At 25.2% G+C, this 25,084-nt stretch carries 31 protein-coding genes; all 31 read right to left on the reverse strand.

What is annotated here, in order from left to right:
* Positions 1 to 26: 26 nt before the first annotated feature.
* Positions 27 to 620, reverse strand: coding sequence for a 4Fe-4S single cluster domain-containing protein (locus AAHM77_RS02350; protein WP_342252525.1), 594 nt, complete (start codon positions 618 to 620; stop codon positions 27 to 29).
* A 25-nt stretch (positions 621 to 645) separates the two neighbouring features.
* Positions 646 to 2,463, reverse strand: a complete 1,818-nt coding sequence (locus AAHM77_RS02355) for an AAA family ATPase (protein WP_342252526.1) — start codon at positions 2,461 to 2,463, stop codon at positions 646 to 648.
* Positions 2,464 to 2,476: 13 nt separating this feature from the next.
* Positions 2,477 to 3,202: a YebC/PmpR family DNA-binding transcriptional regulator gene (locus tag AAHM77_RS02360; protein WP_342252527.1), complete on the reverse strand. Its 726-nt coding sequence runs from the start codon at positions 3,200 to 3,202 to the stop codon at positions 2,477 to 2,479.
* A gap of 17 nt (positions 3,203 to 3,219) precedes the next feature.
* On the reverse strand, positions 3,220 to 4,317 hold the full coding sequence (locus tag AAHM77_RS02365) for a hypothetical protein (RefSeq protein ID WP_342252528.1): 1,098 nt from the start codon (positions 4,315 to 4,317) through the stop codon (positions 3,220 to 3,222).
* Positions 4,317 to 6,749, reverse strand: a complete 2,433-nt coding sequence (locus AAHM77_RS02370) for a hypothetical protein (RefSeq protein WP_342252529.1) — start codon at positions 6,747 to 6,749, stop codon at positions 4,317 to 4,319. The genes AAHM77_RS02365 and AAHM77_RS02370 overlap by 1 nt, the downstream gene beginning before the upstream one ends.
* 27 nt (positions 6,750 to 6,776) lie before the next feature.
* Positions 6,777 to 10,598: an AAA domain-containing protein gene (locus tag AAHM77_RS02375; RefSeq protein WP_342252530.1), complete on the reverse strand. Its 3,822-nt coding sequence runs from the start codon at positions 10,596 to 10,598 to the stop codon at positions 6,777 to 6,779.
* A 46-nt stretch (positions 10,599 to 10,644) separates the two neighbouring features.
* The gene (rpsI, locus tag AAHM77_RS02380) at positions 10,645 to 11,046 is read right to left on the reverse strand and encodes a 30S ribosomal protein S9 (protein ID WP_342252531.1); all 402 of its coding nucleotides are present in this window, start codon (positions 11,044 to 11,046) and stop codon (positions 10,645 to 10,647) included.
* Positions 11,046 to 11,501 (reverse strand): 50S ribosomal protein L13, encoded by a 456-nt coding sequence (gene rplM, locus AAHM77_RS02385; RefSeq protein ID WP_342252532.1) that lies wholly within the window; start codon positions 11,499 to 11,501, stop codon positions 11,046 to 11,048. Before rplM ends, rpsI begins: the two co-directional genes overlap by 1 nt.
* A gap of 104 nt (positions 11,502 to 11,605) precedes the next feature.
* A complete protein-coding gene (locus tag AAHM77_RS02390) occupies positions 11,606 to 12,196 on the reverse strand; it encodes a hypothetical protein (protein ID WP_342252533.1) in 591 nt (196 codons plus the stop codon).
* Between the two features lie 29 nt (positions 12,197 to 12,225).
* Positions 12,226 to 12,978, reverse strand: coding sequence for a tRNA pseudouridine(38-40) synthase TruA (gene truA / locus AAHM77_RS02395; RefSeq protein ID WP_342252534.1), 753 nt, complete (start codon positions 12,976 to 12,978; stop codon positions 12,226 to 12,228).
* 1 nt (position 12,979) lies between these two features.
* The gene (locus AAHM77_RS02400) at positions 12,980 to 13,852 is read right to left on the reverse strand and encodes an energy-coupling factor transporter transmembrane component T family protein (RefSeq protein WP_342252535.1); all 873 of its coding nucleotides are present in this window, start codon (positions 13,850 to 13,852) and stop codon (positions 12,980 to 12,982) included.
* A gap of 11 nt (positions 13,853 to 13,863) precedes the next feature.
* Positions 13,864 to 14,760, reverse strand: coding sequence for an energy-coupling factor transporter ATPase (locus AAHM77_RS02405; protein WP_342252536.1), 897 nt, complete (start codon positions 14,758 to 14,760; stop codon positions 13,864 to 13,866).
* Positions 14,739 to 15,626 (reverse strand): energy-coupling factor transporter ATPase, encoded by an 888-nt coding sequence (locus AAHM77_RS02410; protein ID WP_342252537.1) that lies wholly within the window; start codon positions 15,624 to 15,626, stop codon positions 14,739 to 14,741. Before AAHM77_RS02410 ends, AAHM77_RS02405 begins: the two co-directional genes overlap by 22 nt.
* Positions 15,627 to 15,704: 78 nt before the next feature.
* The gene (rplQ, locus tag AAHM77_RS02415; RefSeq protein ID WP_342252538.1) at positions 15,705 to 16,067 is read right to left on the reverse strand and encodes a 50S ribosomal protein L17; all 363 of its coding nucleotides are present in this window, start codon (positions 16,065 to 16,067) and stop codon (positions 15,705 to 15,707) included.
* Positions 16,068 to 16,094: 27 nt separating this feature from the next.
* A complete protein-coding gene (locus AAHM77_RS02420) occupies positions 16,095 to 17,048 on the reverse strand; it encodes a DNA-directed RNA polymerase subunit alpha (RefSeq protein WP_342252539.1) in 954 nt (317 codons plus the stop codon).
* An 8-nt stretch (positions 17,049 to 17,056) separates the two neighbouring features.
* A complete protein-coding gene (gene rpsK / locus AAHM77_RS02425; RefSeq protein ID WP_342252540.1) occupies positions 17,057 to 17,446 on the reverse strand; it encodes a 30S ribosomal protein S11 in 390 nt (129 codons plus the stop codon).
* Positions 17,447 to 17,465: 19 nt separating this feature from the next.
* Positions 17,466 to 17,831, reverse strand: a complete 366-nt coding sequence (gene rpsM / locus AAHM77_RS02430) for a 30S ribosomal protein S13 (protein WP_342252541.1) — start codon at positions 17,829 to 17,831, stop codon at positions 17,466 to 17,468.
* 24 nt (positions 17,832 to 17,855) lie between these two features.
* On the reverse strand, positions 17,856 to 17,969 hold the full coding sequence (gene rpmJ, locus AAHM77_RS02435) for a 50S ribosomal protein L36 (protein WP_342252542.1): 114 nt from the start codon (positions 17,967 to 17,969) through the stop codon (positions 17,856 to 17,858).
* 34 nt (positions 17,970 to 18,003) lie between these two features.
* The gene (infA, locus tag AAHM77_RS02440; RefSeq protein WP_342252543.1) at positions 18,004 to 18,222 is read right to left on the reverse strand and encodes a translation initiation factor IF-1; all 219 of its coding nucleotides are present in this window, start codon (positions 18,220 to 18,222) and stop codon (positions 18,004 to 18,006) included.
* Positions 18,223 to 18,232: 10 nt separating this feature from the next.
* Positions 18,233 to 18,979 (reverse strand): type I methionyl aminopeptidase, encoded by a 747-nt coding sequence (gene map / locus AAHM77_RS02445; protein ID WP_342252544.1) that lies wholly within the window; start codon positions 18,977 to 18,979, stop codon positions 18,233 to 18,235.
* Complete coding sequence (locus tag AAHM77_RS02450) at positions 18,966 to 19,622, reverse strand: adenylate kinase (RefSeq protein WP_342252545.1); 657 nt, start codon at positions 19,620 to 19,622, stop codon at positions 18,966 to 18,968. The genes map and AAHM77_RS02450 overlap by 14 nt, the downstream gene beginning before the upstream one ends.
* 21 nt (positions 19,623 to 19,643) lie before the next feature.
* On the reverse strand, positions 19,644 to 21,068 hold the full coding sequence (secY, locus tag AAHM77_RS02455) for a preprotein translocase subunit SecY (protein WP_342252546.1): 1,425 nt from the start codon (positions 21,066 to 21,068) through the stop codon (positions 19,644 to 19,646).
* On the reverse strand, positions 21,049 to 21,504 hold the full coding sequence (gene rplO, locus AAHM77_RS02460; RefSeq protein ID WP_342252547.1) for a 50S ribosomal protein L15: 456 nt from the start codon (positions 21,502 to 21,504) through the stop codon (positions 21,049 to 21,051). Before rplO ends, secY begins: the two co-directional genes overlap by 20 nt.
* A 20-nt stretch (positions 21,505 to 21,524) precedes the next feature.
* On the reverse strand, positions 21,525 to 22,160 hold the full coding sequence (gene rpsE, locus AAHM77_RS02465; RefSeq protein WP_425288821.1) for a 30S ribosomal protein S5: 636 nt from the start codon (positions 22,158 to 22,160) through the stop codon (positions 21,525 to 21,527).
* 119 nt (positions 22,161 to 22,279) lie between these two features.
* On the reverse strand, positions 22,280 to 22,630 hold the full coding sequence (gene rplR, locus AAHM77_RS02470; protein ID WP_342252548.1) for a 50S ribosomal protein L18: 351 nt from the start codon (positions 22,628 to 22,630) through the stop codon (positions 22,280 to 22,282).
* A 16-nt stretch (positions 22,631 to 22,646) separates the two neighbouring features.
* Positions 22,647 to 23,189, reverse strand: a complete 543-nt coding sequence (rplF, locus tag AAHM77_RS02475) for a 50S ribosomal protein L6 (RefSeq protein ID WP_342252549.1) — start codon at positions 23,187 to 23,189, stop codon at positions 22,647 to 22,649.
* A gap of 30 nt (positions 23,190 to 23,219) precedes the next feature.
* Positions 23,220 to 23,609 carry a 30S ribosomal protein S8 gene (gene rpsH / locus AAHM77_RS02480; protein WP_342252550.1) on the reverse strand — a complete coding sequence of 130 codons (390 nt, stop codon included), beginning with the start codon at positions 23,607 to 23,609 and terminating at the stop codon, positions 23,220 to 23,222.
* Between the two features lie 24 nt (positions 23,610 to 23,633).
* On the reverse strand, positions 23,634 to 23,819 hold the full coding sequence (locus AAHM77_RS02485) for a type Z 30S ribosomal protein S14 (RefSeq protein WP_342252551.1): 186 nt from the start codon (positions 23,817 to 23,819) through the stop codon (positions 23,634 to 23,636).
* Positions 23,819 to 24,373, reverse strand: coding sequence for a 50S ribosomal protein L5 (gene rplE / locus AAHM77_RS02490; RefSeq protein WP_342252552.1), 555 nt, complete (start codon positions 24,371 to 24,373; stop codon positions 23,819 to 23,821). The genes AAHM77_RS02485 and rplE overlap by 1 nt, the downstream gene beginning before the upstream one ends.
* A gap of 11 nt (positions 24,374 to 24,384) precedes the next feature.
* Complete coding sequence (gene rplX, locus AAHM77_RS02495; protein WP_342252553.1) at positions 24,385 to 24,705, reverse strand: 50S ribosomal protein L24; 321 nt, start codon at positions 24,703 to 24,705, stop codon at positions 24,385 to 24,387.
* A gap of 9 nt (positions 24,706 to 24,714) precedes the next feature.
* Entirely contained in the window at positions 24,715 to 25,083 is a 369-nt protein-coding gene (gene rplN / locus AAHM77_RS02500; protein ID WP_342252554.1) for a 50S ribosomal protein L14, read from the reverse strand.
* Between the last annotated feature and the right edge of the window lies 1 nt (position 25,084).

Raw genomic sequence — 25,084 nt, forward strand, 5'->3', positions numbered from 1 at the left:
TAACCATAAATTATAATAAATAAAAGTTATTTTTTATAATTATCTTTAAAAATGTGTGCTCCATCACCATTAATTAAAACATTTGAATCTTGAATATCTAAATCTATTTCAACTTCTATTTCATTAGCTTCAAAATATTCTGAATTCTTATATTTATCAGTTAAATAGAATACTCTTTGGTTGGTTGACCCAACTAATCTACGTTTTTTATCTAATTTATCTATCATAAAAGGTCCATCAACTAATACATCTAAATTTTTTATAACATTTGGATATTTACGTAATAAATCTTCATAATAAAAACCGCTAAAAGCAATCACAGTTAAATTATTTTTTTGACATAAATCAAATAATTCCTCCATTGCTCTTGGCTGGATAAATGGTTCGCCACCAAATACTGTGATTCCTTCAATTTTGAATTCATTTTTAGCTTCTAAAATTTTGGCAAATAATTCTTTCACTAAAACAATATTTTTATTTATCAAAGGGATCATAGATTGATTGCAACACCCTTTGCAATTTATAACACAACCCTGAGTTCATAAAACAAAACGAGTACCTGGACCTTCAATTTCGCTGTGTGATAAAGTTCTACTAAAGTTAATTTTATTTGATTCCATATTGTGTCCTTATATCTAAGATAAATTATTTAATTTGATAAACCATTCTTGAATTTTTATAAGAACAAATAATTCTTTGCTCCGGTTGAAATATCTCTTGATTTAAAAATATAAATTCACTTAAACTGTCAATTAAAACTGTTTCAATATTATTAAGTAAATCTCTACCGCCTTTTTTAACGTCAGATGCCTTTATTACAATTTCTGAAAATTTATTTAAATCTTCCATTTCTAAATGTACCTTAAATTTTTCATAAACACTATCATTAATAGGTTTTAATTTCATTTTTACTAAGTCTTTTTTAAAGTTATTATCCTTAATAAAATTAAATGGAACAATATTATTTCCAATTCTTCCTAGAAGTTCTGGTCTTTTTAGTTCAACCCTAAAATGATTAGACACTTTATTAATAAATTCTTGGTGAATTTGTTCTTCGGTTGCAGAATCATCAACTTCTGCAGCACCTATGTTTGATGTAAAAATTATAAATGAATCTGAAAACCGCACAGTTTGCCCTTTATTGTCAGTCAATCGTCCATCCTCTAAAATTTGTAAAAATTTATCCAAAATTCTTGGATGGGCTTTTTCAATTTCATCAAATAATAATACACAAAAGGGTTTTTCCTTGATTGCATTTGTAAGTTGTCCACCTTCTTCAAAACCAACATATCCAGGGGGAGCTCCTATTAGCTTTTGGTCACTTGCTTCTTGGTTATATTCAGACATATCAAAACGAATACAATTTTTTTCATCACCAAACATAAACTTTGCTAAAGCTTTTGCCAATTCAGTTTTACCAACACCAGTAGGTCCTACAAAAAATAAAGTTCCTTTTGGTTTTGTTTTTCTAGAATTATACTGAACACCACTCAATCCTGTATAAGCTTTATAAATAATTTTTTTTACACGATCTATTGCATGATCTTGACCGACTACTCTTTTTCTTAATTCTTGGTCTATTGTTTTTAATTTTTCATGCCCTAATTCTTCTCAGGGCGATACTTGATCGCTATATTGATAAGAATGTAATAATTTATCAAATGTTAATTCTTCACCTATGTTATTAGAATACTTAATAAATTGATAAACTTCTTTTAAAGTTCACCCCTCCATAACATCAAACACTTCCTCTAATTTAGATTTATCAGTGTTTAATTTTTCTTTAATTTTAAAATATAAGACATTAGAATTGATAAACTCACTTCTTTCGACTCTGTTAGGTTTTGGTAAAGTAATTGTTGTTACATCAGGATTATTTAAATAAAAAGAAGAAGGTATTTTACCAACATTATTAGTAATTAAAATCAAAGATGAATCATAAGATGTAATTTCTGATTCATCTAATTCTTTATCTTTAAAAACTTTTGATAAAGAAATTAAATCAATTCGCTCATCAGGTGACAACGTCTGTTCATTACCGAAAAGATAATCTGAAAAATCTGCGATAAAAACTTTTTTTTCTGTATCTTCACTATTTAATAAATTTTTACGTAAAATACCAAAAAATTCTTTCGGATCTTGAGCTTTAATTTTGCCATTCGAACAATCTTTTTCATTACTATTTAGCAATTCTTTTGTGAATCCTTCATCATAAAGTTCACCCTCTTGTTTTTTGCCTTCAGTTAATTTTAATTTATTAACTTCACCTTTTAAGCCATCAATTCTATCTCAAAAAAAAGTTTGATTAAAACCTTTTTCTTTTAAAATTGTTTTTAATTTATCTTTTAAAATGACATAATGACCATTATTCTCATAATAATCGTTAACATTCCCTTCAATAATAATGCACCTTTTAATGCCAATTTGATTTTTTAATTTTTTTAAATTTGCTTTAACACTCATTTTTACTAACCTTTTAATCTAAATACTTAACATTATGATAAACTGATTGAACATCTTCGTCATTTTCTAAATCAGATAAAAATTTTTTAAAAGCTTCCAAAATTTCTTCATTTTGAATTTCAAGATAATCGTTTGGAATTACGGTTGTTTCACTTTCAATAAAATTAGTTATACCTTCTGATTGTAAAAACTTTTGAATATTGTTAAATTGTTCAAATTTTCCTATTAAAGTGATTATACCTTCTTCATGACTTTTCAAATCATTAAATTCAACATTACAATTAATTAATTTTTCCCATAATTCATTATAATTATGATATTTAAATCTAAATAAAGATATATTAGAAAAAAAATGAGAGACTGAACCCGGGATACCGATTTTAGCATCATTTTTTTTGAACACCATTTTCACATTAGCAGCAGCTCTATTTACATTATTTGTTAAAGTGTCGACAATAATCATAATCCCAGAAGAAAAGAAACCTTCAAATTTTCCAGGTAAATAGTTTTCTTCTGATCCACCTTCAGCTTTTTTTATTGCTCTAGCGATTGTTTCGGAACTCACCTTTTTAGCCTTAGCTTTATCAATCATCGATCTTAATGCTAAATTAGCATTAGGGTCAGTACCGCCTTGTTTGGCAGCCATATATATTTCTTTAGAAGCTCTGGCATTTAAAATTGACTTTTCTAATGATGTTTTTGCCATTGATTGTTTTCTAACTTCGTGCGCTCTTCCCATAATTAACCTCTATTAATTTATTTTTTAATCACATTTTGATTTTGATATTTCTTAGATTGTCCCATTTCACGATCGGGATTATCATATTTTTTCTTTACTTCTGTAGATAAAGATATATCATACATCGATAAATCATTTATGAATGCATCGTTATCTTTATCGTGTGTATGACCTTCATAACCACCGAATTCATATTTAAATCTTCCGTCAATATAAACATTAAACTGTGCTATTTCTCCAGAAGATTTTTCGGCATAAATTCGGACAATTTTTTCATTATTTTGTTCTATCATTCGAATGTTATCAGGAGGTACGATGAAACCTCTTTTTTGAATGTTTTCAACTATCACTTTTATAGATTCTTTTCTGATTGATTCATCGAGTTGTTTATTTAAAATTTTTAATTGCAGATCATTTGTTTCTATTTCTAATTGATCTTTACTTGTGAAATCTTTATTTTTAAAAATTTCTATTTCTTCTTTCAATTCTTTTTTAATAAATTTATCATCAACAATCTGTTTATTAAAATTATCTATCATATTATTTTTTATTATATTTACATTAATAAAATGATCATTAAGTAATTTCGTTAATTCTTCTTTTAAATTTTTTTCTTTTATTTTTTGTAATTCATTAGAATTATTATTGAAAAAAATATTAATTTTAGTTTTATCTGAATTATTTTCAAATTTAGATAAAATTTCTTTTTTAATTTTATCTAAATCATTATTTTTAATTTCTTTTAATGCCGTAAAACGCGCTACAGCTTCTTCTTTAATTACTTCATCTTCTAAAAATAAAGCTTTTTGTTTTACACTAGAAATATCTCTCATTTGTTTTTGTAAAAAATTGTTAACTCTTTTAGCGCTTTCTAAATCAACATGTTTCATTTCTAAAACTTTATTTATTAAATCATTATCAACGATATCTTTTTCAATTTTTTCAAGTGTTGTTTCTAAAATTTTTAATTCATTTTCTTTAACACCAGAAACATCCGTGCTTTTAATTCTGTCCATTAATTCTTTAATAATTTTTTTTACTAAATCAATATTTTTATTAAAAAATTCAATTTTCTTTTTATAATTATACATTACTGTTTCAGCAGATAAACTCATTATGTCAAAACCCTTTCTAAGGAATTATAAATTTTTAATATTAGCTCTAGTTCATTTTCGGAATTAATATTATTCCCATTATTTTCATAATTAATTTTTTTATCAATTTCCATTTTAATGTTTTTTAATTGAGAAAAAATAGATTGGATTTTTTTATTGGAATGATGTTCTAAAATATATAATTGTGCATAAAAATTATCATTATTTATCTGTAATTTTTCAACAAAATAATTATTTAATTTTATTTCTAAACTATCATACAATAAGTTTCAAGCTTTGCCAAAAGCAAATTGCCTAATCAAAACTGGAAATTCAATTTCTGGATTTACTTGTGAATTAATTCCAAATTTTTTATTTCTAAATTCTTTTTCTAAAATTGATTTTATATTTAAAATTTGAATAATTAATATTTCTTTTTTCGAAATTTTTAATTTATTAATTTTCTTTACACAATCATCAATGCTTTTGTAAAAATCTAAAATATAATCTTCTATTACATCCGCTCTTTTATTTATTCAAATTTTTTTAATTTGAATAAATTTTTTGTAAGTATTTATTAATAAATTTGTTAAAAAACCTGTTTTTTCAAAACAATTTAATTGTTCCTCTGAAATAAAATTACTATTACTAAAATTATCAAATCACAATTGAATTGAATTAAATCTATTTTCAATAAATATATTTTCAATAAATTTTACATCATTAGAATAAGTTATAATAAATTTTATAAAATCCAAGGAGTTAATTTTTTGATTTTTAAATTGATTAAAAATAATTTCATTTTTTTCGTCATCATTTAAAAATTTAATTTCTTGCAAAATTTTATAACTTTTTAACAATTCATTATTTTTATTCAATTCACTTTTCAATATTTTTTTTAATTCAGTTTCTAATATATTTTGATATTTTTTATTTTTATCCAAAAAATAAATTTGATTAATAGCATTATTGATTATTGAAAAAGTCTTAACATCATTTTTGTTATTTGCTATTTCTTTTAAATTGTCTAACAATATTAAAATATTTTTATTATTACCATGAATTGCATCTTTTAAAAAACTTAATTTTATTAAAGAATTAATTTTATTTTCTTCATTAATGAATGATTTTAAAGTTGATAGCTTATCTTCGATTTTTTTTAAAAGAATTGCATCTAATTCTAAAGCTATATTTTTTGTATATTTTTCTTCCAATTGATGAGCCAATATTAATTTATCATTATAATTTAAAAGATTAATTAAATTAAAATAATAAGATTCTCAATGTTTTTTTTCAATATACGCTACAAAAAACATATTTTCTGAAACAACTTCATAATTAGCTAATTCTATGACGGGGATATCATAAAATTTATTTAATTCTAAATTGCTATTTAATATAACTATAGTTGTTATTGATTTTATATTCTTGTATGCTTCTAAATTTTCTTTAATGTTTTTAGAGTATCGAGCATTAATAATCAGAATTTCTGGATTATTAAAACTAGACTCAACAAATAAAGGGTCTTGTCTTAATTTTGTAAAGGCAAGAGGTGAAATATTATTAATTTTGCTTACATCAATTAAACCATTAAAATATTTTTTTAAAATTTGCAAATAATTAAAAATGAATTGCTCTTGATATTTTTTATTTTTTTCAAAATATATTTTTAAATTATTATTATCATTTAAAACATTCAATCTAATTTCATTAGTGTCAGACAAATCAATTTCAACTTCGGCAGGTAAATATAAATTAAAATTTTTATTTAATAATTCAAAATTCTTGTCTTTATTATCTCAATTCAATTTTTCATTGCTAATTTGGAAATACTCAATAGATGTTTTATCGTCCATAAATTTTCGCATTCTGACATCATTATTTAAAATAGTGACCAATAATTCAAAATTATAAACATTTATTTTTGGATATTCCAAAATAATATTATCCTTATCGAAAAAAATATTTTTTTTAAATTTATTAATTTCTTCTTCTGAAACATAATCATCTAGTGCATTATCAACGTTATCATATGCTTTAATTTCGGAATTCCAATCATCAAATACAAAAGTTATATCCTTCACTTTAGTATTACGAGAATTTAATAAATATCCTTCATTGAATGAATTAATTGCTGCTTCAGAAAATTTAAAATTGTTAATTTTATAATAAATCATTTCAGATTCCACAAAATTATCATTACTATCTAAATTTACACTTATCATATTATAATCTTCTATCAAATTATTTAGGATATCATAAAAAATATTTACATCTGATAATTGTAAAAATTCTTTTAAAACTTCATAAATAGTTTTGGTTTTATCAGGAAAATTTAAAATTGTATTTAAAATTAAAAATTGAAAAAAATCTATTTTTTCAGATATCTGATACCCTAAAATAGAATCTATTTTTTGAATTTTTAAATAAACTTTAATTTTTTTTAAATGCATTTGAAATACCTTGCTTAAATTATTAATTTATTTTATATCTTTTCAGTTTAATTTTTTTCCATATTCCTCAATTAAATCTAAAATTTTTCGATAAATTTTCTCTTTTTTTATTTTAAAAGGGTTTTCAAAATCTGGGATCATCATTTCTCGATTAGCTAAAAAACCGACTGCACCAACGATTATCAACATTTTTCGCGCCCTTGAAAATGCCACATTCATTCTTTCAAAATTTTGTATAAATTCAGCATTAAAATTATTAGCATTTTTTGGATTCCTGATAATATTAACAATTACAATGTCAGCTTCCTTGCCTTGAAAATCGTCAACAGTTGATACATTTAAATTGAAATATTTAAAATTTTGTTTTTTAATATCTTTTTTTAATTTTTGAACATGTAGAGCATAGAAACTAATTACAGCTACTGAAGGTTTTTTAAAAGAATCAGAATTTTCAGATGAAAGCTTACAACTTTTGTTGATTAATTCTAATGCCCTGATTGTTTGCTTTATTTCATTACTATTAAACAAACTAGTGCTTCATTTTTCAGATTCTTCATAATGAACTTTGGATGTTTCGTCATAGAATGAATCAATTCAATAAATAGAATTGTACTCTGAAAATACAGTTTGTCCTTTTGAGTTGCTAATTTGAATTTGGTGTCTTTTTAAATTATCTTGATTGATGTCACCTATCTCTAAAGTGCCATCATAAAATAAATTCACAATTTTCATTATGGAAGAAGAAAACCTGTATTGTTTTTTTAAACTCTCTTTTATTGAATTATTAGAATTATGAACCAAAGTTTTAAAAATTGATTCTGTAATTAATTTTTTAAATTTTAAAAAATTAAAATCTCTATCAAATTCTTTATTTATTTTTTCTATTTCCTCTTTGTAATAATTAAAAATAGGAGGTAATTGACGATAATCACCTAGTAGAATTACTGATTTACCATAAATTAAAGGCATCATTATTTCCATTAATGTTAATTTACTAGACTCATCAATTATTACAACATCAAAGTTGAATTTCTTAATGTCTATTTCTCCGATTAGCAATTCTTTTGCCATATTATTTGGAGAAAAAATATTATTGGCAGTAGCAGTCATCGCAATTAAATTAACATATTTATCTAATAATTTTTGACTATATTTCTTTGTGGTTTTAATTAGATCATTATTAAAATTTTTATAATATTTATTATTTTCAATAATATTTTTTAAGTCAAAATTTTTATTCAAAAAAGATAATATACCTTTTACATAAGGTTCATATTTTTTTAATTCTTCAATTATTTTTTTATTTGAAATTTCTTTGTCAATATTTTCTTTTAATATTTTAATCGAATTTTCACTAACCTCAACCGGAATAGAAATTTTTAAATTTTTATTAAATTTTAAAATCAATGATTTTAACTTGTCGTCTAAATCTCTGATTTTCGCTTTATCAATATTCAATTCTTCTTTTAAATGTAAAATTTTCGCTATTTTAACTTTTAAATTATTTTCATGAGATAAATCTTTTAAAGATTTTTCCAAATTAGATTTTAAAGAATTCAAATCTTTTAAAAAATTTATAAATAAATTATTAAATCCATCTTTTGATTTTAATTCTTTTATGTTTTTTAAAATCTCTATTTCTTTTTCAAACACTTTTATTTCATTATTAATTTTTTCTTGCAAAATTTTTACATTGTTTTGAGCCAATATTGTTTTATTGTCAAATATTCTTTTTTCTAAAAAATTAATTGTTTCATTTAATTCGTCATTACTTGTATTTAGTTTTTCAAAAATTTTTTTATATAAACCAGAAGCAGATTCTTCTGTATCTAATAACTCTGCATCAAATAAAGTTTTATAAATATTAGAAAAATTTTTGATAAATAAAATTTTTAATTTATCAAATAAAGGTATAACAAAGTTTAAATCAACCTTATTTTTAATAGCATTTTGAAATGTTTCTAAAAAATAAATTTGTTTTTCAAGATTTATTTTTGTTTTTTTTGTAGAATGCTCATTTAATATTTCAACTTCAGAATTTAATTTATTATAATCTTTTCTTTTGATTTCTAAGTCTTTTAAAACCTCTGCATGCTTTTTGAATAAACCGTGAATCTTTTTGAATTCATTTTGATATTGTTGTAAATCATAACTATAAAAATCTATTTTTTTTATATATTTATTCAATAAAAATAAATATATAAATCTTAAATGATTATAAGTTATTCTTTCCGGATTAAAATCTGTAACTACATTTTTTCTTTTAACATTATTGTTGGTTAATCTTAATGGTAATATTTTGGGATCAGAATTGATTCTTTCCAAAACATTATCAATGGCAACATGATTTTGTGAAGACAATAAAATTTTTTTTCCACGTTCAACAAATTGATGAATTAATTCTGTTATTAATTGAGTTTTACCAGTTCCTGGGGGGCCTTGTACAATAAATAAGTCTTTTGATTTTAAAGCTTTTTTTATTGCTATTTTTTGCTCTGAATTTAAATTTTCTGTTTTTCAATCAATATTATCATTTTTAATATCTTCATTTTTAATGCTGTTTTTTAGATTTTGGATATCAAATAAATAACTTGTCAGATAAGGGTTAGTCACTTTATTTTCGCTAACTGCTTTTAAAGTTTTTTGGATTCTTTTGATCAAAACCCTACTTCCTTTATTATATGAAACCAAATAGCCTTCATTAAAATTTAATACATTTGTATCTTCTGATTCTAAATAAACATGTGAAATTTTCAAATTATTTTCTCTTAAATAATTCAAAGAAATTTTTTTATTTTTATCAAAATTATATTCATTTAAATAATGATCATTTAAAATATTGTTTTTATTTATTTGAATAATACCAAAAAGAGAATGAATTTCTTCGTTGTTAATCTTGTCAGCATCTAAATCAAAATTAAAAAAATCTAATTTTTCATCATTATTCAATTTTTTATTTAAAGATAAGGGACCTAATACAAGGTGTGGCAATTTCCTAATAACCTCTAAATCTTTTAAATCTTTATATATAAAATCACAACGAATAATTTTAATTTCATCTACTGAATTAAAAAGTTGTATATGTTCATTCGTCGGATTGTTTATATATATATCTTGTCCTTGAGAAATATTTTCCACGTATTTAATTTTATTAGCATGAATTAATTTTTCATTGTGATCATTTTTTTTAATTTTCAAAACATCAAACATTATTGGATTTTGAAATAATTGAATTTGTTTACTCTTATAGTTATTGTCTAAAATTTGGAATTCCAAAAATTCATCTCAATTTTTCTTTATATCTGAAAAAAAATCAGGAATGGGAGAAATTAATTTTAAATTTTGAGAATTAAAAACAGAGTAACTAACTGCTTCATTAAAAGAAAAACCTTTATTATCACATTTAATTCCAAAACCTTTAAAATATGTTTCATAATATTCTGGTTCTTTAGTTTTTGAAGAAATAAAAAAATCAGAAACACGAAAAATTCCTGATTCAATTTCTAAATCTCCAGTTGCAGACAAATAATTATTTTTTGGCAACAATTCATTAAATTCAGGTAAATCAACAAAACGAATTAACATTTTTTGAGTTTTAATTTCTTTTTTACCTTTTAAAAAAACCTTGTTATTAATTAAAGTTACAAAAAAATCAGAAACTATTCCCTGATTTAATTTTTCTACAAGATGTTGTTTTGTATTTATATCTTCCATGCCTAATGAATAAACATCATCATCTGTAATTTTTTCACTATTTATAAAACTGTAAGCATTTATGAAAAGAAATTGATTATCATTTTTGTTTTGAATTATATTTTTATTGTCAACTAACCCATTTTTAAATGACATTTCTATACCTCGTAAACACAGTTTTAAAATAAATAAATTACAAAAATTATCTTTTTGAAAATTGAGGTGATTTTCTAGCACCTTTAAGACCGTATTTTTTACGTTCTTTTGATCTTGAATCACGTGTTAATAAACCAACTGCTTTTAGTTGTGGACGATGGTCTTTTGAGACATTCAATAAAGCTCTTGCTATACCTAATCTAGTCGCTCCTGATTGACCTGAATATCCACCACCAGAAACTTTTACTTTTATATCGAAATCTGATTTAGTTCCTGTTATTGTTAATGGCTGTTCTAAATCTTGCACCAATGTTGCATAAGGAAAAAAATCCAATGCTTTTTTATTATTAATTAAAATTTCGCCTTTACCTGGTTTAAGCACTACTTGAGCAACAGATGATTTTCTTCTACCTGTACCTCTATAAATGACTTCAGAACTATTACTCATTAGTTATCTCCTTTTTGTGCTTCAGTTATAATAATTTTTTTAGGTTGTTGTGCTTCATGAGGGTGTTTATCATCTGAATAAACAAATAAATTTTTAAAAATTTTACGACCTAGAATCCCTTTTGGCAACATTAGTCTAACTGCTCTTTCAACTGGATAAATAGGTTTTTTTCTAAGCATATCCTTGGCTTTAGTTATTTTTAAACCACCTGGATATTGGGAGTGACTATAATATTTTTTATCATTATATTTATTACCTGACAAATTGATTTTATCTGCATTTATTATAATTACATTATCTCCACAATCTAAATGCGGTGTATAGTTTGCTTTATTTTTTCCTTTTAAAATTAAAGCAACTTTAGAAGCCATACGCCCTAATGTAAGATCTGTAGCATCAATTAAAAATCATTCTTTTTTAATTTCTTCATTTTTTAAAATTGTTGTTTGACGCATTTATTTCTCCAAATACATAATCATTATAATACATTATAAGTAATTATATTCTATATAAAATAAAATGATTTTTCAAATTTATTTTATATATTAACAATATTTAATTAGTAATAAGTATTAATGTATTTCAAAACTGGATAGCAACTTAAGTACATAAATCCATTTAGTCCAAAACTTATTAAATTAAAAGGTAAAAAAATAGGAATTACTAAGATTTTAAAACTACTAAAATCTACATTAAAATATCAAGAATATCAATCTAACAAAAAATAATAATTAGATAAACACATTATAAACGAAGATAAAATACCTGATACAATTGTGGCCAATACTGCAGCCAAAATTTTACTTTTTTTAATTTTTATTTTTAATATTATTTTTTCGGAAATAATATAAATAGATAAAAAAGATAAACCTGCTAATAATAAACTAAATATTGAAATAATATCATCATAAGTATATATAATTCTCAAAAAACAATTTAACACAATAATAAAATAAGTTCATAATCCAACTATTTTATATGATATTAAATATAAAAATGATACAAACTCTAATTTTAGAAAGCTGACTGATGGAAAAATAACTAATTGTAATTCTTTACTTAAAAAACTAAACAAGAGAAAAAGAGAGAAAAGCATTGCAACATATAATAATTTTTTTGTTGTAATTATAGGCTTATTATTAATATTCATTTTATTTAAATTCCTTAAAATTAATTAAATTAAAATCATATTTTCATTAAACATAATCCGTTCGGATCGGCACAATAATTAGCTTTTTTATTGCCGACATTCTTTTTGATTAGATTATAAGAAATGTCTTCTAAACTCATTTTACCTTCATAAACTTTTAAAGCGATTGCAATCATTATTCTTATTTGGTGTCTGATAAAAGATTTCCCAAAAATATCAATAAATATCTTATTTTTATTTTTTGATATTTTTATTTTATTAATTTTTCTTACAAGATTTATATTTTCTTTTAAAGATACATTAGAAAAAAATAAAAAATAATGTTCTCCTACAAATGTTTTCATAATTTTTGATATTTTTTTACAATTTATTTTTTTTCCATAGTTCATTTCAAAAAGATTAGTAAACGGATTTTTGTTTTCATAACAATTAATTGTATAACGATATCATTTTTGCGAAGTTTTTCTAATATTAAAATCATCTTCAATAGGTTTTATTGACGAAATGAAAATATCTTTAGGAAGAATACTATTGATTCCTTGCAAAAAAGTTTTTAAATGTGGTGAGTAATTTAATTTTAACAATACTTTTTGATCTTTCGCATGAACACCGGCGTCTGTTTTTGAAGCACCCATAGTTCAACATTGTGTTTTCGAAATTTTTTCAATCGCTTTTTCTAAACATCCTTGAACTGTTTTTTGATTATTTTGTTTTATCCACCCTTTGTAATTAAATCCATTGTATTGAAGTGTTAATAAAAAATTATTAATTGGTTCTTTCATATTAAATTTGTAAAAATTTATCTAAATATTCAATTGAAAAAGGTAAAAAATCATTGAAAGATGAAGCGATAACAGTTGAAGCGATACCTATAAAAAATAAGAATATCCCTATATCTAATATTTTAATTTTATACTGACGACTTCTAGTTCTCTTGGCTTTTGGATTATAACCTCTGGAATCCATTGCATAAGCCAAATCTTCTGCTTTACTAAATGCAGAAACTAATAACGGTATAATTAAAGAAACACTAGCTTTTATCTTTTCTTTAAATTTACCATTTTTAAAATCAATTCCCCTTGAAGATTGTGCTTTCATAATAATAGAAGCCTCCTCGATTAATGTAGGTATCATTCTTAAGGCGATAGATACAATTACAGAAAAAATATAAACAGGTATTCTAAAAATTTTTAACGGACTTAATAAATCTTCTAAAGCTAAAGTTAAATCTAATGGTTGGGTTGTTGCGGTAAGAATTGTTGTGATTGTAATCATACACAATATTCTTAGTGTTATGTATAATGCTAAATAAATTGATTGTTCTGATACTATAAATCAACTAACTCCACCATGATCTTCGCCACCACCTCAATATCATTGGTCTGTTATTGTAGGTGATACTAAAAAGAAATTAATTAAGCATAACGATATAAAAATAAATAAAATAAATTTTCAAATTCTTAATAGCATTGAAATTCTTAATTTAGACAATAAAAATAAAAATAAAACTGTTGCCAAAATAATTGCAAAACCAGTAAATCCGATTCTAAAAAAAACTGTTGCAATTAAAGTTATTAACATAAACAATTTCAATCTAGGGTCCATTCTATGGATAATTGAATCTTTTGGAATGTATCTTCCGAATGATAATCTCATACTAATTGTCCTTACTTAATTAATTGATTAATAGCTTTTGATAATTCTGGAATTGTCCTAATATTTTTATTAGTTAAATCAAGTCCCTTATTTTTCAATAAATGAATAAAATTATATATTTTTGGTAACTCAATATTTAATTTTTCTAATAATTCCTTATTGGAAAATAATTCGTCAGGATTTGTTTTTGTTATTAGTTGTCCTTTATCTAAAACAATAACTTCATCTGCTAATTCTAATACATGATCCATATTATGTGTTACCAAAACAATTGTACGTTTTTCTTTTTCATTGATTTCTTTAAATAATTTTAAAAAAGCCTTTTCTCCTTCTGGGTCTAAGCCAGCAGTTGGCTCATCTAAAATTAAAGTATTGCCTTCCATTGCCAATATACCAGCAATTGCCACTCTTCTTTTTTGACCACCAGATAAATTAAATGGCGATCTCATCAAATAGTTTCTAGATAAACCGACAATATCAATATACTTTTTAGCAATTTCTTTTGCATTATTTTTTGAAATACCTAGATTTACTGGTCCAAATATAATATCTTTTTCAATCGTTTCTTCAAATAATTGATATTCTGGAAATTGAAAAACTAAACCTATTGTCTTTCTTAAAACTTTAATATTTTTCAATTTTCTTTTTTTAGCAGAGATAACGTAATCACTAAATCAAACTTCACCACTTGTTGGGATAATTAATCCATTTATTGTTTGAATTAAAGTAGATTTTCCAGAACCAGTAGATCCAATTATTGCTGTAATTTTTTGTTTTTCAATCAAAAGATTTATATCTTTTAAAGCTTGAAATTCATATGGTGTTTTTTTGGCATATATAAAGGAAACTTCTTTAAATTTAATATCTGATTGCTCAAGGTTTTCCACTATTTTTTTATTTTTTGACATATTTGCTCCAATAAATTATTTTCACTAAGCGTAAAATTAAAATTACTTTTTTCTAAATTTAATTGACTTATTAAATTATGAATAAAAGGAATATCTAAGTGGATTGATTTTAAAAATTCTTGATCAGATAAAATGATAGTCGGTTTACCTATTTTAACCAATTTACCTTTGTTTAAAACTATAATTTTATCTGCTTGTAATAATTCATCCATATCATGAGTTATAGAAATTATAGTTTTATTTTTTTTCTTTAATTCCAACATTTTTTGTTTAATATCATTTTTACCTTTTGGATCAAGCATACTTGTTGATTCATCAAAAATCATAATGTCTGGATTTAAGGCTAAAGTACTTGCGATTGCCACTCTTTGTTTTTGACCACCAGATAACATCATAGGTTCATGGTCTAATAAATTTTCAACTCCCGCCTCTTTAGCAGCATTAGAAATTATTTCTGGCATATCCTCACTTTTTATCATCCGATTTTCTAAACCAAAAGCTATATCATCTCTTACTGTTGAACCAATAAATTGATTATCAGGATTTTGAAAAATTATGCCTAAAAAATAACGTGAAGCATAAATGTTTTTTTCATTAACTTCATTTCCATACATTAAAATTCTACCAGATTGAGGTCTCAAAACACCAACCATTATTTTTGAAATGGTTGACTTACCAGAACCGTTATGGCCAATAATACATGTATATTCACCATTTTTAATTTCAAAGGAAACTTTATCAACAGCATTTGGAGAATCTTCACGATATGTAAATTCTACATCCTCAAATTTAACAGCTATATCATTTAATTTAGGCAGAGTATTCACATTACTATCATCGATAGTTTTTTTCTTATTTTTACGCATAATTACTCCAATTTATAAAAATTATAAATAAACTTATTTCATTATACATCTTTTTTTTGATTATACAGAAAAAGTGAGTTAAAAAGTAAATTCAATAATTGACATTTCAGCATTATCGCCAAGACGGTCATAAGATTTAATAATTCTAGTATATCCGCCTTGTCTATCTTTAAATTTTACAGCAATGTCTGTAAACAATTTTTGTAAAACTGTTTGCTCCTCATTAACATTAATATTTCTTAAAAAGGCAGCAGCCTGGCGGCGAGCGTGTAGGTCTCCTCTTTTTGCCAAAGTAACTAATTTTTCTACATGAATTCTTAATTCCTTTGCTCGTTTAGAAGTTATTTCTAATCTTTCGTGGACAATTAATTCACTCGCCAGATTACGAATTAAACTTTGTCTTCAAGAAGTATTTTTACCACGTTTTTGAATATATGACATTTTCTAACCTTTCTATTCTATTTAGAATTATTCAGACTTAAAAGATAATTTGAATTGAATTAATTTATCTTGAATTTCTTGGAATGATTTTTTACCTAAATTTTTAATATTTTGAACTTCATCTTCTGTTTTTGAAGTTAAATCAGTTAATGTATGAATTTTAGCTTTTCTTAAACAATTTAAACTTCTTTGTGTGAAATCAAAATCAGTAATCAATCTATTTAATTGTTTATCTTCTTTTTTAATTTCTTCAGAAATCATTTCTTCTTTAGAGATTATTTCATTTAATCCAAAAAATAAACTTAAATGATCTGTTAAAACTTTTGCAGCTGACGCTAAAGCGTCTGCAGCTGAAATTGAACCATTTGTTTCGATTTCTAATTCTAATTTTTCTAAATCAGCGCTATTACCAACTTTTGTTAATTCAGAGTTATAAGAAATTTGTTTAACAGGTGAATAATTTGAATCAATCACAATCATATCTGCTGTTGTTTTTTCTTTTTTGTTATCTTCAAAAGAAGAATAACCTCTTGAATTTCTAGCAAATAATTCCATATTTATTTTTCCACCTTTTGAAATAGTCAAGATGTGTAGTTCTTTGGAAAGTATTTCTACTCCTGCAGGACAAATAATATCTTTTGCCAAAATTTCACCCTCTTTATCAGAAGATATTTTTAGAGTTACAGATTCACCATCTGGAATAATAGAATTATCAATTTTTAAAACTAATTCTTTAATATTTAAAACAATTTTAGCAACATGCTCATTAATCCCTTTAATAGCAGTAAATTCATGAAAAACTTTGTCAATTCTAATAGCAAAAACGGCGGCACCCATTGATGAAGATAATATGGTTCTTCTTAATGCATTACCTAATGTATGACCAAAACCTCTTTCAAGTGGTTCTAAGACAAATCGACCTTTAGTTTCATTGACTGATTTTACTGAAAATTTAATTTCCGGCTTTAAAAATTTTTTCATATATTAAATTACCCCCTTGGTTTTTTTGGTGGTCTTGCACCATTATGTGGTATTGGTGTTACATCTTTAATTGATGTTATTTCCAATCCTGCGGCTTGTAAACTTCTTACAGCGGCATCTCTACCTGGACCTGGACCTTTTACTTCAACTCTAACTTGAGTCACACCATGGTCTACAGAATTTTTTCCAACAGCATCTGATACTAATTGTGCTGCATAAGGTGTTGATTTTTTACTTCCTTTAAAACCTAATGAACCCGCAGAAGCTCAGGAAATTACATTGCCTGCTTCATCACTAATAGTTACAATAGTATTATTAAAAGTTGAATGAATATGTGCTACACCTTTAGGAATATTTTTTTTAATTTTTTTCTTTTTATTTTGTTTACTTGGTGGCATATTTAATTCCTTTCGTTAATTATTTTTTCTTATTAGCTACAGTTTTTTTAACACCTTTTCTGGTTCTCGCATTTTGCTTAGATGATTGACCACGAACTGGTAAACTCTTGCGATGTCTAATTCCGCGATAACTACCAATTTCCATCAATCTTTTGATGTTCATGGCTGTTTCTCTTCTCAAGTCACCTTCAACTTTTAATTTACTAATTTCACTTCTTATTCTTGTTAATTGCTCTTCATCTAAATCCTTAACCTTTAAATTTACATCAATTTTAGAATTAACTAAAATTTTTTCCGATTGAGAATTCCCAATACCATAAATATAAGTTAGTGCAATTACAACTCTTTTATTATTAGGTATATCTACACCTGAAATACGCGCCATTCATTCCTCCTGAATTTAAAATTATTAGCCTTGTCTTTGTTTATGTTTTGGTTGTTTACAAATAACCATAACTCTTTTTTTTCTAGTAATAATTTGACATTTTTCACAGATTTTTTTTACAGATGATCTAACTTTCATTTAAAAATCTCCTTGGTTTATAGAATTACATAAATTATTTATGTCTAAAAATAATACGCCCACGTTCTAAATCATAAGGTGAAATTTCAACAGTAACTTTGTCACCTGGTAAAATGCGAATGTAATTCATACGGATTTTACCAGAAACGTGAGCGGTAATTAATGCTTCATTTTCTAATTTCACTTTAAATATTGTATTTGGTAACACTTCTATTACTTTGCCTTGAACTTCAAGAATGTCTGTTTTTGCCATTAGTCACCTTTTACTTTGTTAATATTTCAAAACCATTTTTAGTTATTAAAATGGTTTTTTCAAAATGCGCTGTGCCTAATTTATTATTAGACATTACAGTTCAACCGTCATTTAAAACAATTGTTTTATCGGTCCCAATTTGAACCATAGGTTCGATACAAATAACCATATTTTCTTTTAACTTGAAACCTGTATCTTTTTTACCAACATTAGGGATAATAGGGTCTTCGTGCATATTTTGACCGATTCCGTGACCTGCATATGATGTGGGTAATTTAAATCCTTTTGATTCAACAAACGTTTGAATAACACTACCTATTGTACCAATTCTAACGCCAGGTTTCAAAATTTTAATCGCTTTTTCTAAAGATTCTTCAGTAGTTTCGACTAATTCTTTGTGAATTGGTTCTTTATAACTGCCCACAACTTTTGTGAAAGCTGCATCGGCGTGATATCCTTCAAAAATACAACCAGCATCAACTGATACCAAATCACCTTCTTTGAAAGCTATTGAGTTCGGTATCCCATGAATTAAATTTTCATTAACAGAAACACATATTGTGGAAGGGAATCCATAATAACCTTTGAAATTAGAACTGCAATTGTTTTCAGATATTATTTTTTCACAGATTTTATCTAAATTTTCACCTGTCATACCAACTTTTATATTATCCTTTAATGTATTTAAAATTTCTGATAAAACTTTTCCAGCTTTTCGCATTTTATCAATTTCTGAATCGTTCTTAATCGTTATCATTTTTGATGCCTTTAAATGTTTTTAACATTTGTTGAATTGATGTTGTAGAATCTATTTCAAATAACTTATTTTGTTTTTTATAGAAATCGATCAATGGTTTTGTTTTTGCTTTATATTCAGACAATCTAATTTGAATTTTTTCAGGATCATCATCACTACGTCTAATTAATTTATTTTGACAAATATCACATATTCCTAAATTTTTAGGAGGTAATAATTTAGAATTATAAATAGCATTACAATTAGGACAAAGCAATCTTAAACTAATTCTTTCAATTATGATTTCTTCTGAAACTTTTAATAATATAACAGCATTAATTTTTTGTTTTTTAAGTGTTAATAATTCATCCAATTTATAAGCTTGTTCTAGTGTCCTAGGAAATCCATCTCAAATAACGCCATTTTTAAAAGTTTTTAATCGTTCTTCAACCATCTGAATCATTAAATTATCAGATAACAGTTCGCCAGATTCTAAAACTTTATTTAATTTAATTGATAAAGGTGTTTCCTTCTTAATATAAGAACGGATTAAATCACCTGTTGATAAATGATTAAATTTAAAATGTTCAACTATTTCCTTTGATAAAGTTCCTTTACCACTACCTGGTGGCCCTAATAATATAACATTATAATTATTTTCCATTTAAAATCTTCTTTCTAATAATTATCAAATATGTGACATTTCTTTATTTTTAGTTTTTGAATTTGAAACAATTTGTTTTCTTTTGTTAATGAAGGAATGTTGAACTAAACGACCTTGAATTTGTCTCACTGTTTGAAGCGCTACAGACACCATAATAATTAAACCTGTTCCACCAATTGCTAAAGCACTTGGTAAATTTGTTAATTTGGCAATAACATAAGGTAAAATTGCTATACTTGTTAAGAATAAAGAACCTATAATACTTAATCTAAAGACTGTTGATTTTAAATATTTTTCTGTTTCTTTTCCTGGTTTAACCCCCGGTATAAATGTTCCTGACTTTTGGAAATTATCAGAGATTTTTTCAGGATTAATTTGAATTTGTGAATATAAGAAAGTAAATAAAATTGTTAATAATCCATAAACACCTATACCTCACCAGGTTGAAAATGATAAAAAGGTGTTGCAGAAGGTTACAAAACCATTATCAGGATTTGTAGTTTGAATAATTTGAGCAATTGTTACAGGTGCAGATATTAATGCTGAAGCAAAAATAACAGGAATTACACCGGCGCAGTTAATTCGTAGTGGGAGATAAGGTTTATTTTTATTATAAGAATTTGAAGCTGTTAAACTGCTCCCTGTTTGTTGAATTGGGATTTTACGTTCTGATTCATTTAAAATTACAACAAACAAAATGACCAGGACAAACATTACCATATAAACAAAAAATTTTAAAAAACCATCAAAAATTACATTTGGTTGTTCTGTTGGTGAAACTCAGAAATTAAATGTTGTAACAATGCTGTAAGGTAGTTTAGCTACAATACCACCAAAAATAATTAACGAAACACCGTTCCCTAAACCTTTAATTGATAATTGATCTGCCAATCATAACATAAACATTGTTCCCGCTAATAAAATACATGGAACTAAAATATAGTAAAAAATAGGTGGCCCTGCTCCATAATCGGCACTTGTTCATTTTGGTGTTATTGCACCATTTTGAGCAACAGTAAAAATAGTGGCAACACCTTGCGCTAAAGCAAAAGGTATTGTTAAAATTTTAGTAACATTATCTAATTTTTTACGACCTTTATCGCCAGATTTTGCTCATCTTGACATAACAGGAATTACATCTGTTGACAATAGTTGAACTATAATTGATGCTGTAATATATGGTGAAACTCCTAGGGCAAGAATTGAAAATTTACCTAGGGTTCCTCCACCAAGCATAGAAATCAAAGCAAAAAACTGATTTTCTGAAGATAAATCATTTAAATCAGTATTTACTATAATTCCGGGAACTGTCAAATAACTTCCTAAACGAATTATAAATAAAATAAATAATGTAAAAGCAACTCTTTTAATTAAATCTTTATTTTTAACAAAAAAATTATCTTCAAATTCTAAATTAGTATTTTTTTTATTTTTCAACTTTTTCATTTATTACCACAATAGTACCACCAGCTTTTTTGATTTTTTCTGCTGCTGAACCTGATATTTTATTGACTTTTAAATTAATTTTTTTTGTAATATTACCATTTCCTAAAATTTTAATTAAATTTTTCTTAGAACTGATGATTTTTTTATCAATCAAAGTTTCATGATTTATTTCAGAAATACCCATTTTTTCAATTTGATCTAAGTTTAAAATTGTATATTTTTTGGTATTAATATTAGTAAAACCAAATTTAGGAATACGTCTATAAATTGGAGTTTGTCCACCTTCAAAACCAGGTCTTGTCCCACCACCTGAACGTGCTTTTTGACCTTTTTGACCTCGTCCAGAAGTTTTACCAGTACCAGAAGAAGAACCTCGTCCTAATCTTTTTTTATTATGTCTTGATCCTTCAGTCGATTTTAGATTATGTAATTCCATTGAACTATCCCTCTCTTTGACTATTTATCAGTTTCTACAGTTGTTATATTTTCTTTGATAATTGGCATTTTAATTTCTTCATTTGATCTTAATTTAGAAACTTCATTGAACGTTCTTAAACTTGATAATCCATTAATTGTCGCTCTAATCATATTAATAGGGTTTGTTGAACCCAACGACTTTGTATAAACATCAGAAACTCCAGATAATTCCAACACTACACGCGCAGGTCCTCCAGCAATAACTCCTGTACCTTTTTTTGCCGGTTTTATTAAAACTTTACCAGCACCAAATTTTCCTATAACTTCATGAGGAATTGTTGTTCCTGTCATAGGAACTTTTATTAAAACCTTTTTAGCATCTTTAATAGCTTTTTTAATAGCATCAGGTACTTCTCTTGCTTTTCCTGTACCAAAGCCAATCTTACCTTTTTTATCACCAATAACTACAACAGCTGCAAAACGGAAGTTTCTACCACCTTTTGTAACCTTTGTAACTCTTCTGATAGCAACAACTTTTTCTTCAAATATTTTATTTTCTTTTTCAAAAGATTTTCTTTTATTAAAAGAATTTCCGCCTTTAAAATCTGATTTTCTTTTTTGAGGTGGTTTAGAAGTATTGTTTTGAACTTGTTTTCTTGGTGGTGTTGGTTTTAAATCTTTTTTTTCTATTATTTCTGGAGTATTGTTTTTTTTGATCTCGCTCACAATTAATTTCCTTTCAATATTATTCATTATAAAATAAAGTAAGATTATAGCAAATTTATTTCACTATTCTAGAATTTTATTCCTGCTTCTCTTAAAGTTTCAGCAAATAACTTAACTTTACCATGGTAAATATATCCATTTCTATCAAAAACAATTGTTTTAATTTTTTTTGCAGAAATTTTTTGAATCATGTCATCAGCTACTTTTTTTGCAGCATCCATATTATTTGCATTTTTTAAGTTTAATGATAATGATGACGACGAAACCAATGTATCACCTTTTTCATCATTTATTAACTGTGCATAAAAGTATGAATTTGACTTAAACACACACATTCTAGGAATTGAACTTGTTCCTGATATTTTACTTCTGACTCTAAAATGTCTTTTTTGTCTTTGAGTTTTTCTTGAATTAACCATAGCTTAATCTCCTAGTCTATTTACCAGCAGCTTTCCCTTCTTTTCTAATAATAATTTCATCTGAATATCTAATACCTTTACCTTTGTAAGGTTCTGGTTTTTTATAAGATCTTATTTTTGCAGCGACTTCACCAACTAATTGTTTATTGATTCCTGCAATTAAAATTTTTGTCGGCGATGGCACCGTTAAATTAATTCCTTCTGGTACTTCATAAACAACCGGGTGTGAAAAACCAAGAGCTAAATTTAATTTATTTCCTTGTAAATTACATTTATAACCAACTCCTTGAATTAACAATTCTTTTGAGAACCCTTTTGTTAATCCTTCAAACATACCATTGATCAAAGAGTTTATTGTACCATGAAGTTGTTTTGTGTGTTTAATTTCGTTAATTCTTAAAGTTTTCAATTCTTTTTCTTTAATTTCAACTTTAATAACACGTGGAATTTTTAATTTTAATTCCCCTTTAGCACTTTTAGCATAAAAGAAAGAATCTTCTCTTAAGTTAGCTTCAATACCTTCGGGTATTTTTAATATTCTATTTCCAATACGAGACATTGATTTTCCTTTTCCTTTTAAAATTGATTGTTATCAAATATATGCTACAACTTCTCCACCTAAATTTTTTCGGCGGGCTAATTCATCGGTCATAATTCCGTGTGATGTAGATATTATAGCAACACCTAAACCGTTTAAAACTTTCGGAATTTCTTTTGATTTAGTATAAACCTTTAAACCTGGTTTAGAAATTCTTTTTAAACCTGTGATGGCTCTAGTTTTTCCTTTATACTTTAAATCTAATACCAATTCTGATTTCACATCTTTATTAACTTTGAAATCATTAATATAACCTTCTTTTTTTAGAATTTCAGCAATACAAATTTTAACCTTACTAGAAGGGATAACTACACTTTTGTGAAATCTTTGATTTGCATTTCTGATTCTTGTTAACATATCTGCTACTACGTCAGTTGTCATTCAATTATACCCTACTTTCTTTAATTATCATGAAGCTTTTTTAACCCCAGGTATTTCACCTTTGTATGCTAATTCTCTAAAACATAATCTGCATAAATTAAATTTTCTAATAACAGAATGAGGTCTTCCGCACTTTCCACATCTTGTGTAATTTCTAGCTTTAAATTTCGTGTAATTGCTTTGTTTAATTTTTAGTGATTTTTTTGCCATTAATTAGTTCCCCCTTTTTCGAAAGGTATCCCTATCTTTGTCAGTAAAAATAGCGCTTCTTTTTTATCAGTTGTTGTTGTTACGATAGTTATATCAAATCCTCTAATTTTTTTGATTTTATCGTAATCAATTTCAGGGAAAATAATTTGTTCTTTGATCCCTAATGAATAATTACCTTGAGAATCAATACTTTTTTTAGATAAACCTCTAAAATCTCTAACCCTAGGTAAAGCTACGTTTATTAATTTATCTAGAAAATCATACATCTTTTTGTTTCTCAAAGTAACTTTTAAACCTATTGGCATTCCTTCTCTTAATTTAAAAGTAGCGATAGATTTTTTAGCCTTTGTAACTAAGGGTTTTTGACCAGTTATTAATGCAAGTTCTTCAGAAACATTTTCAATTGCCTTAGAATCATTTATTGCATCGTTAACTCCTGCATTTATAACCACTTTTGAAATTTTTGGAACTTGCATTATTGATTTATGTGAAAATTCTTTAAAAATTTCTTGTTTGATTTTTGAGTTATATAGTTTTTCAATATTCTCAGTCATACAAACTCCTTCTATCCTATATTATGATTAGAATTACGAGCAATTCTAATTTTTTTTCCATCTTTAAATTTATATGAAATTTTTGTAGTTGTTTTTTTATTTTTTGGATCAATTAATGCGATTTTAGAAACATTTATTTTTTTAGGGATTTCTTTTATCCCGCCTTCTTGATCTGTTTGTGAAGCTTTAACATGTTTAAAATTATTAATCCCTTCAATAGTTACACAATTATCTTTATGCAATATCTTAGTTATTGGACCTTCTTTAAATTTTATCGAATCAGAACCAGAAATAATTCTTACGTTATCACCCTTTTTGAATTTAATTTTCATAAGTTCCTCCTATAACACTTCAGAAGCTAGTGAAGCGATTTTGTTAAAACCTTTTTCTTTAATTTCTCTAGCTATAGGTCCGAATATACGTGTACCTCTTGGTGTTTTATCATCTTTGATTATAACAGCGGCATTTTCTGAAAATTTGATATGTGTACCATCTTTTCTAGAAATTCCTTTTTTAGTACGGACTATAACCGCTTTTACAACTTGACCTTTTTTTACATTCCCTGATGGAATTGCTTTTTTTACAGTACAAACGATAATATCTCCAATATTTGTAAATTTTCTAAAAGAACCACCTAAATTTTTTATAACTAAAACTTCTTTAGCTCCAGAATTATCGGCCACTTTTAACCTTGACTCTTGTTGTATCATT

It is taken from the genome of Spiroplasma endosymbiont of Amphibalanus improvisus (genome assembly GCF_964030645.1).
Lineage (GTDB): Bacteria > Bacillota_I > Bacilli_A > Mycoplasmatales > Mycoplasmataceae > CAXIPX01.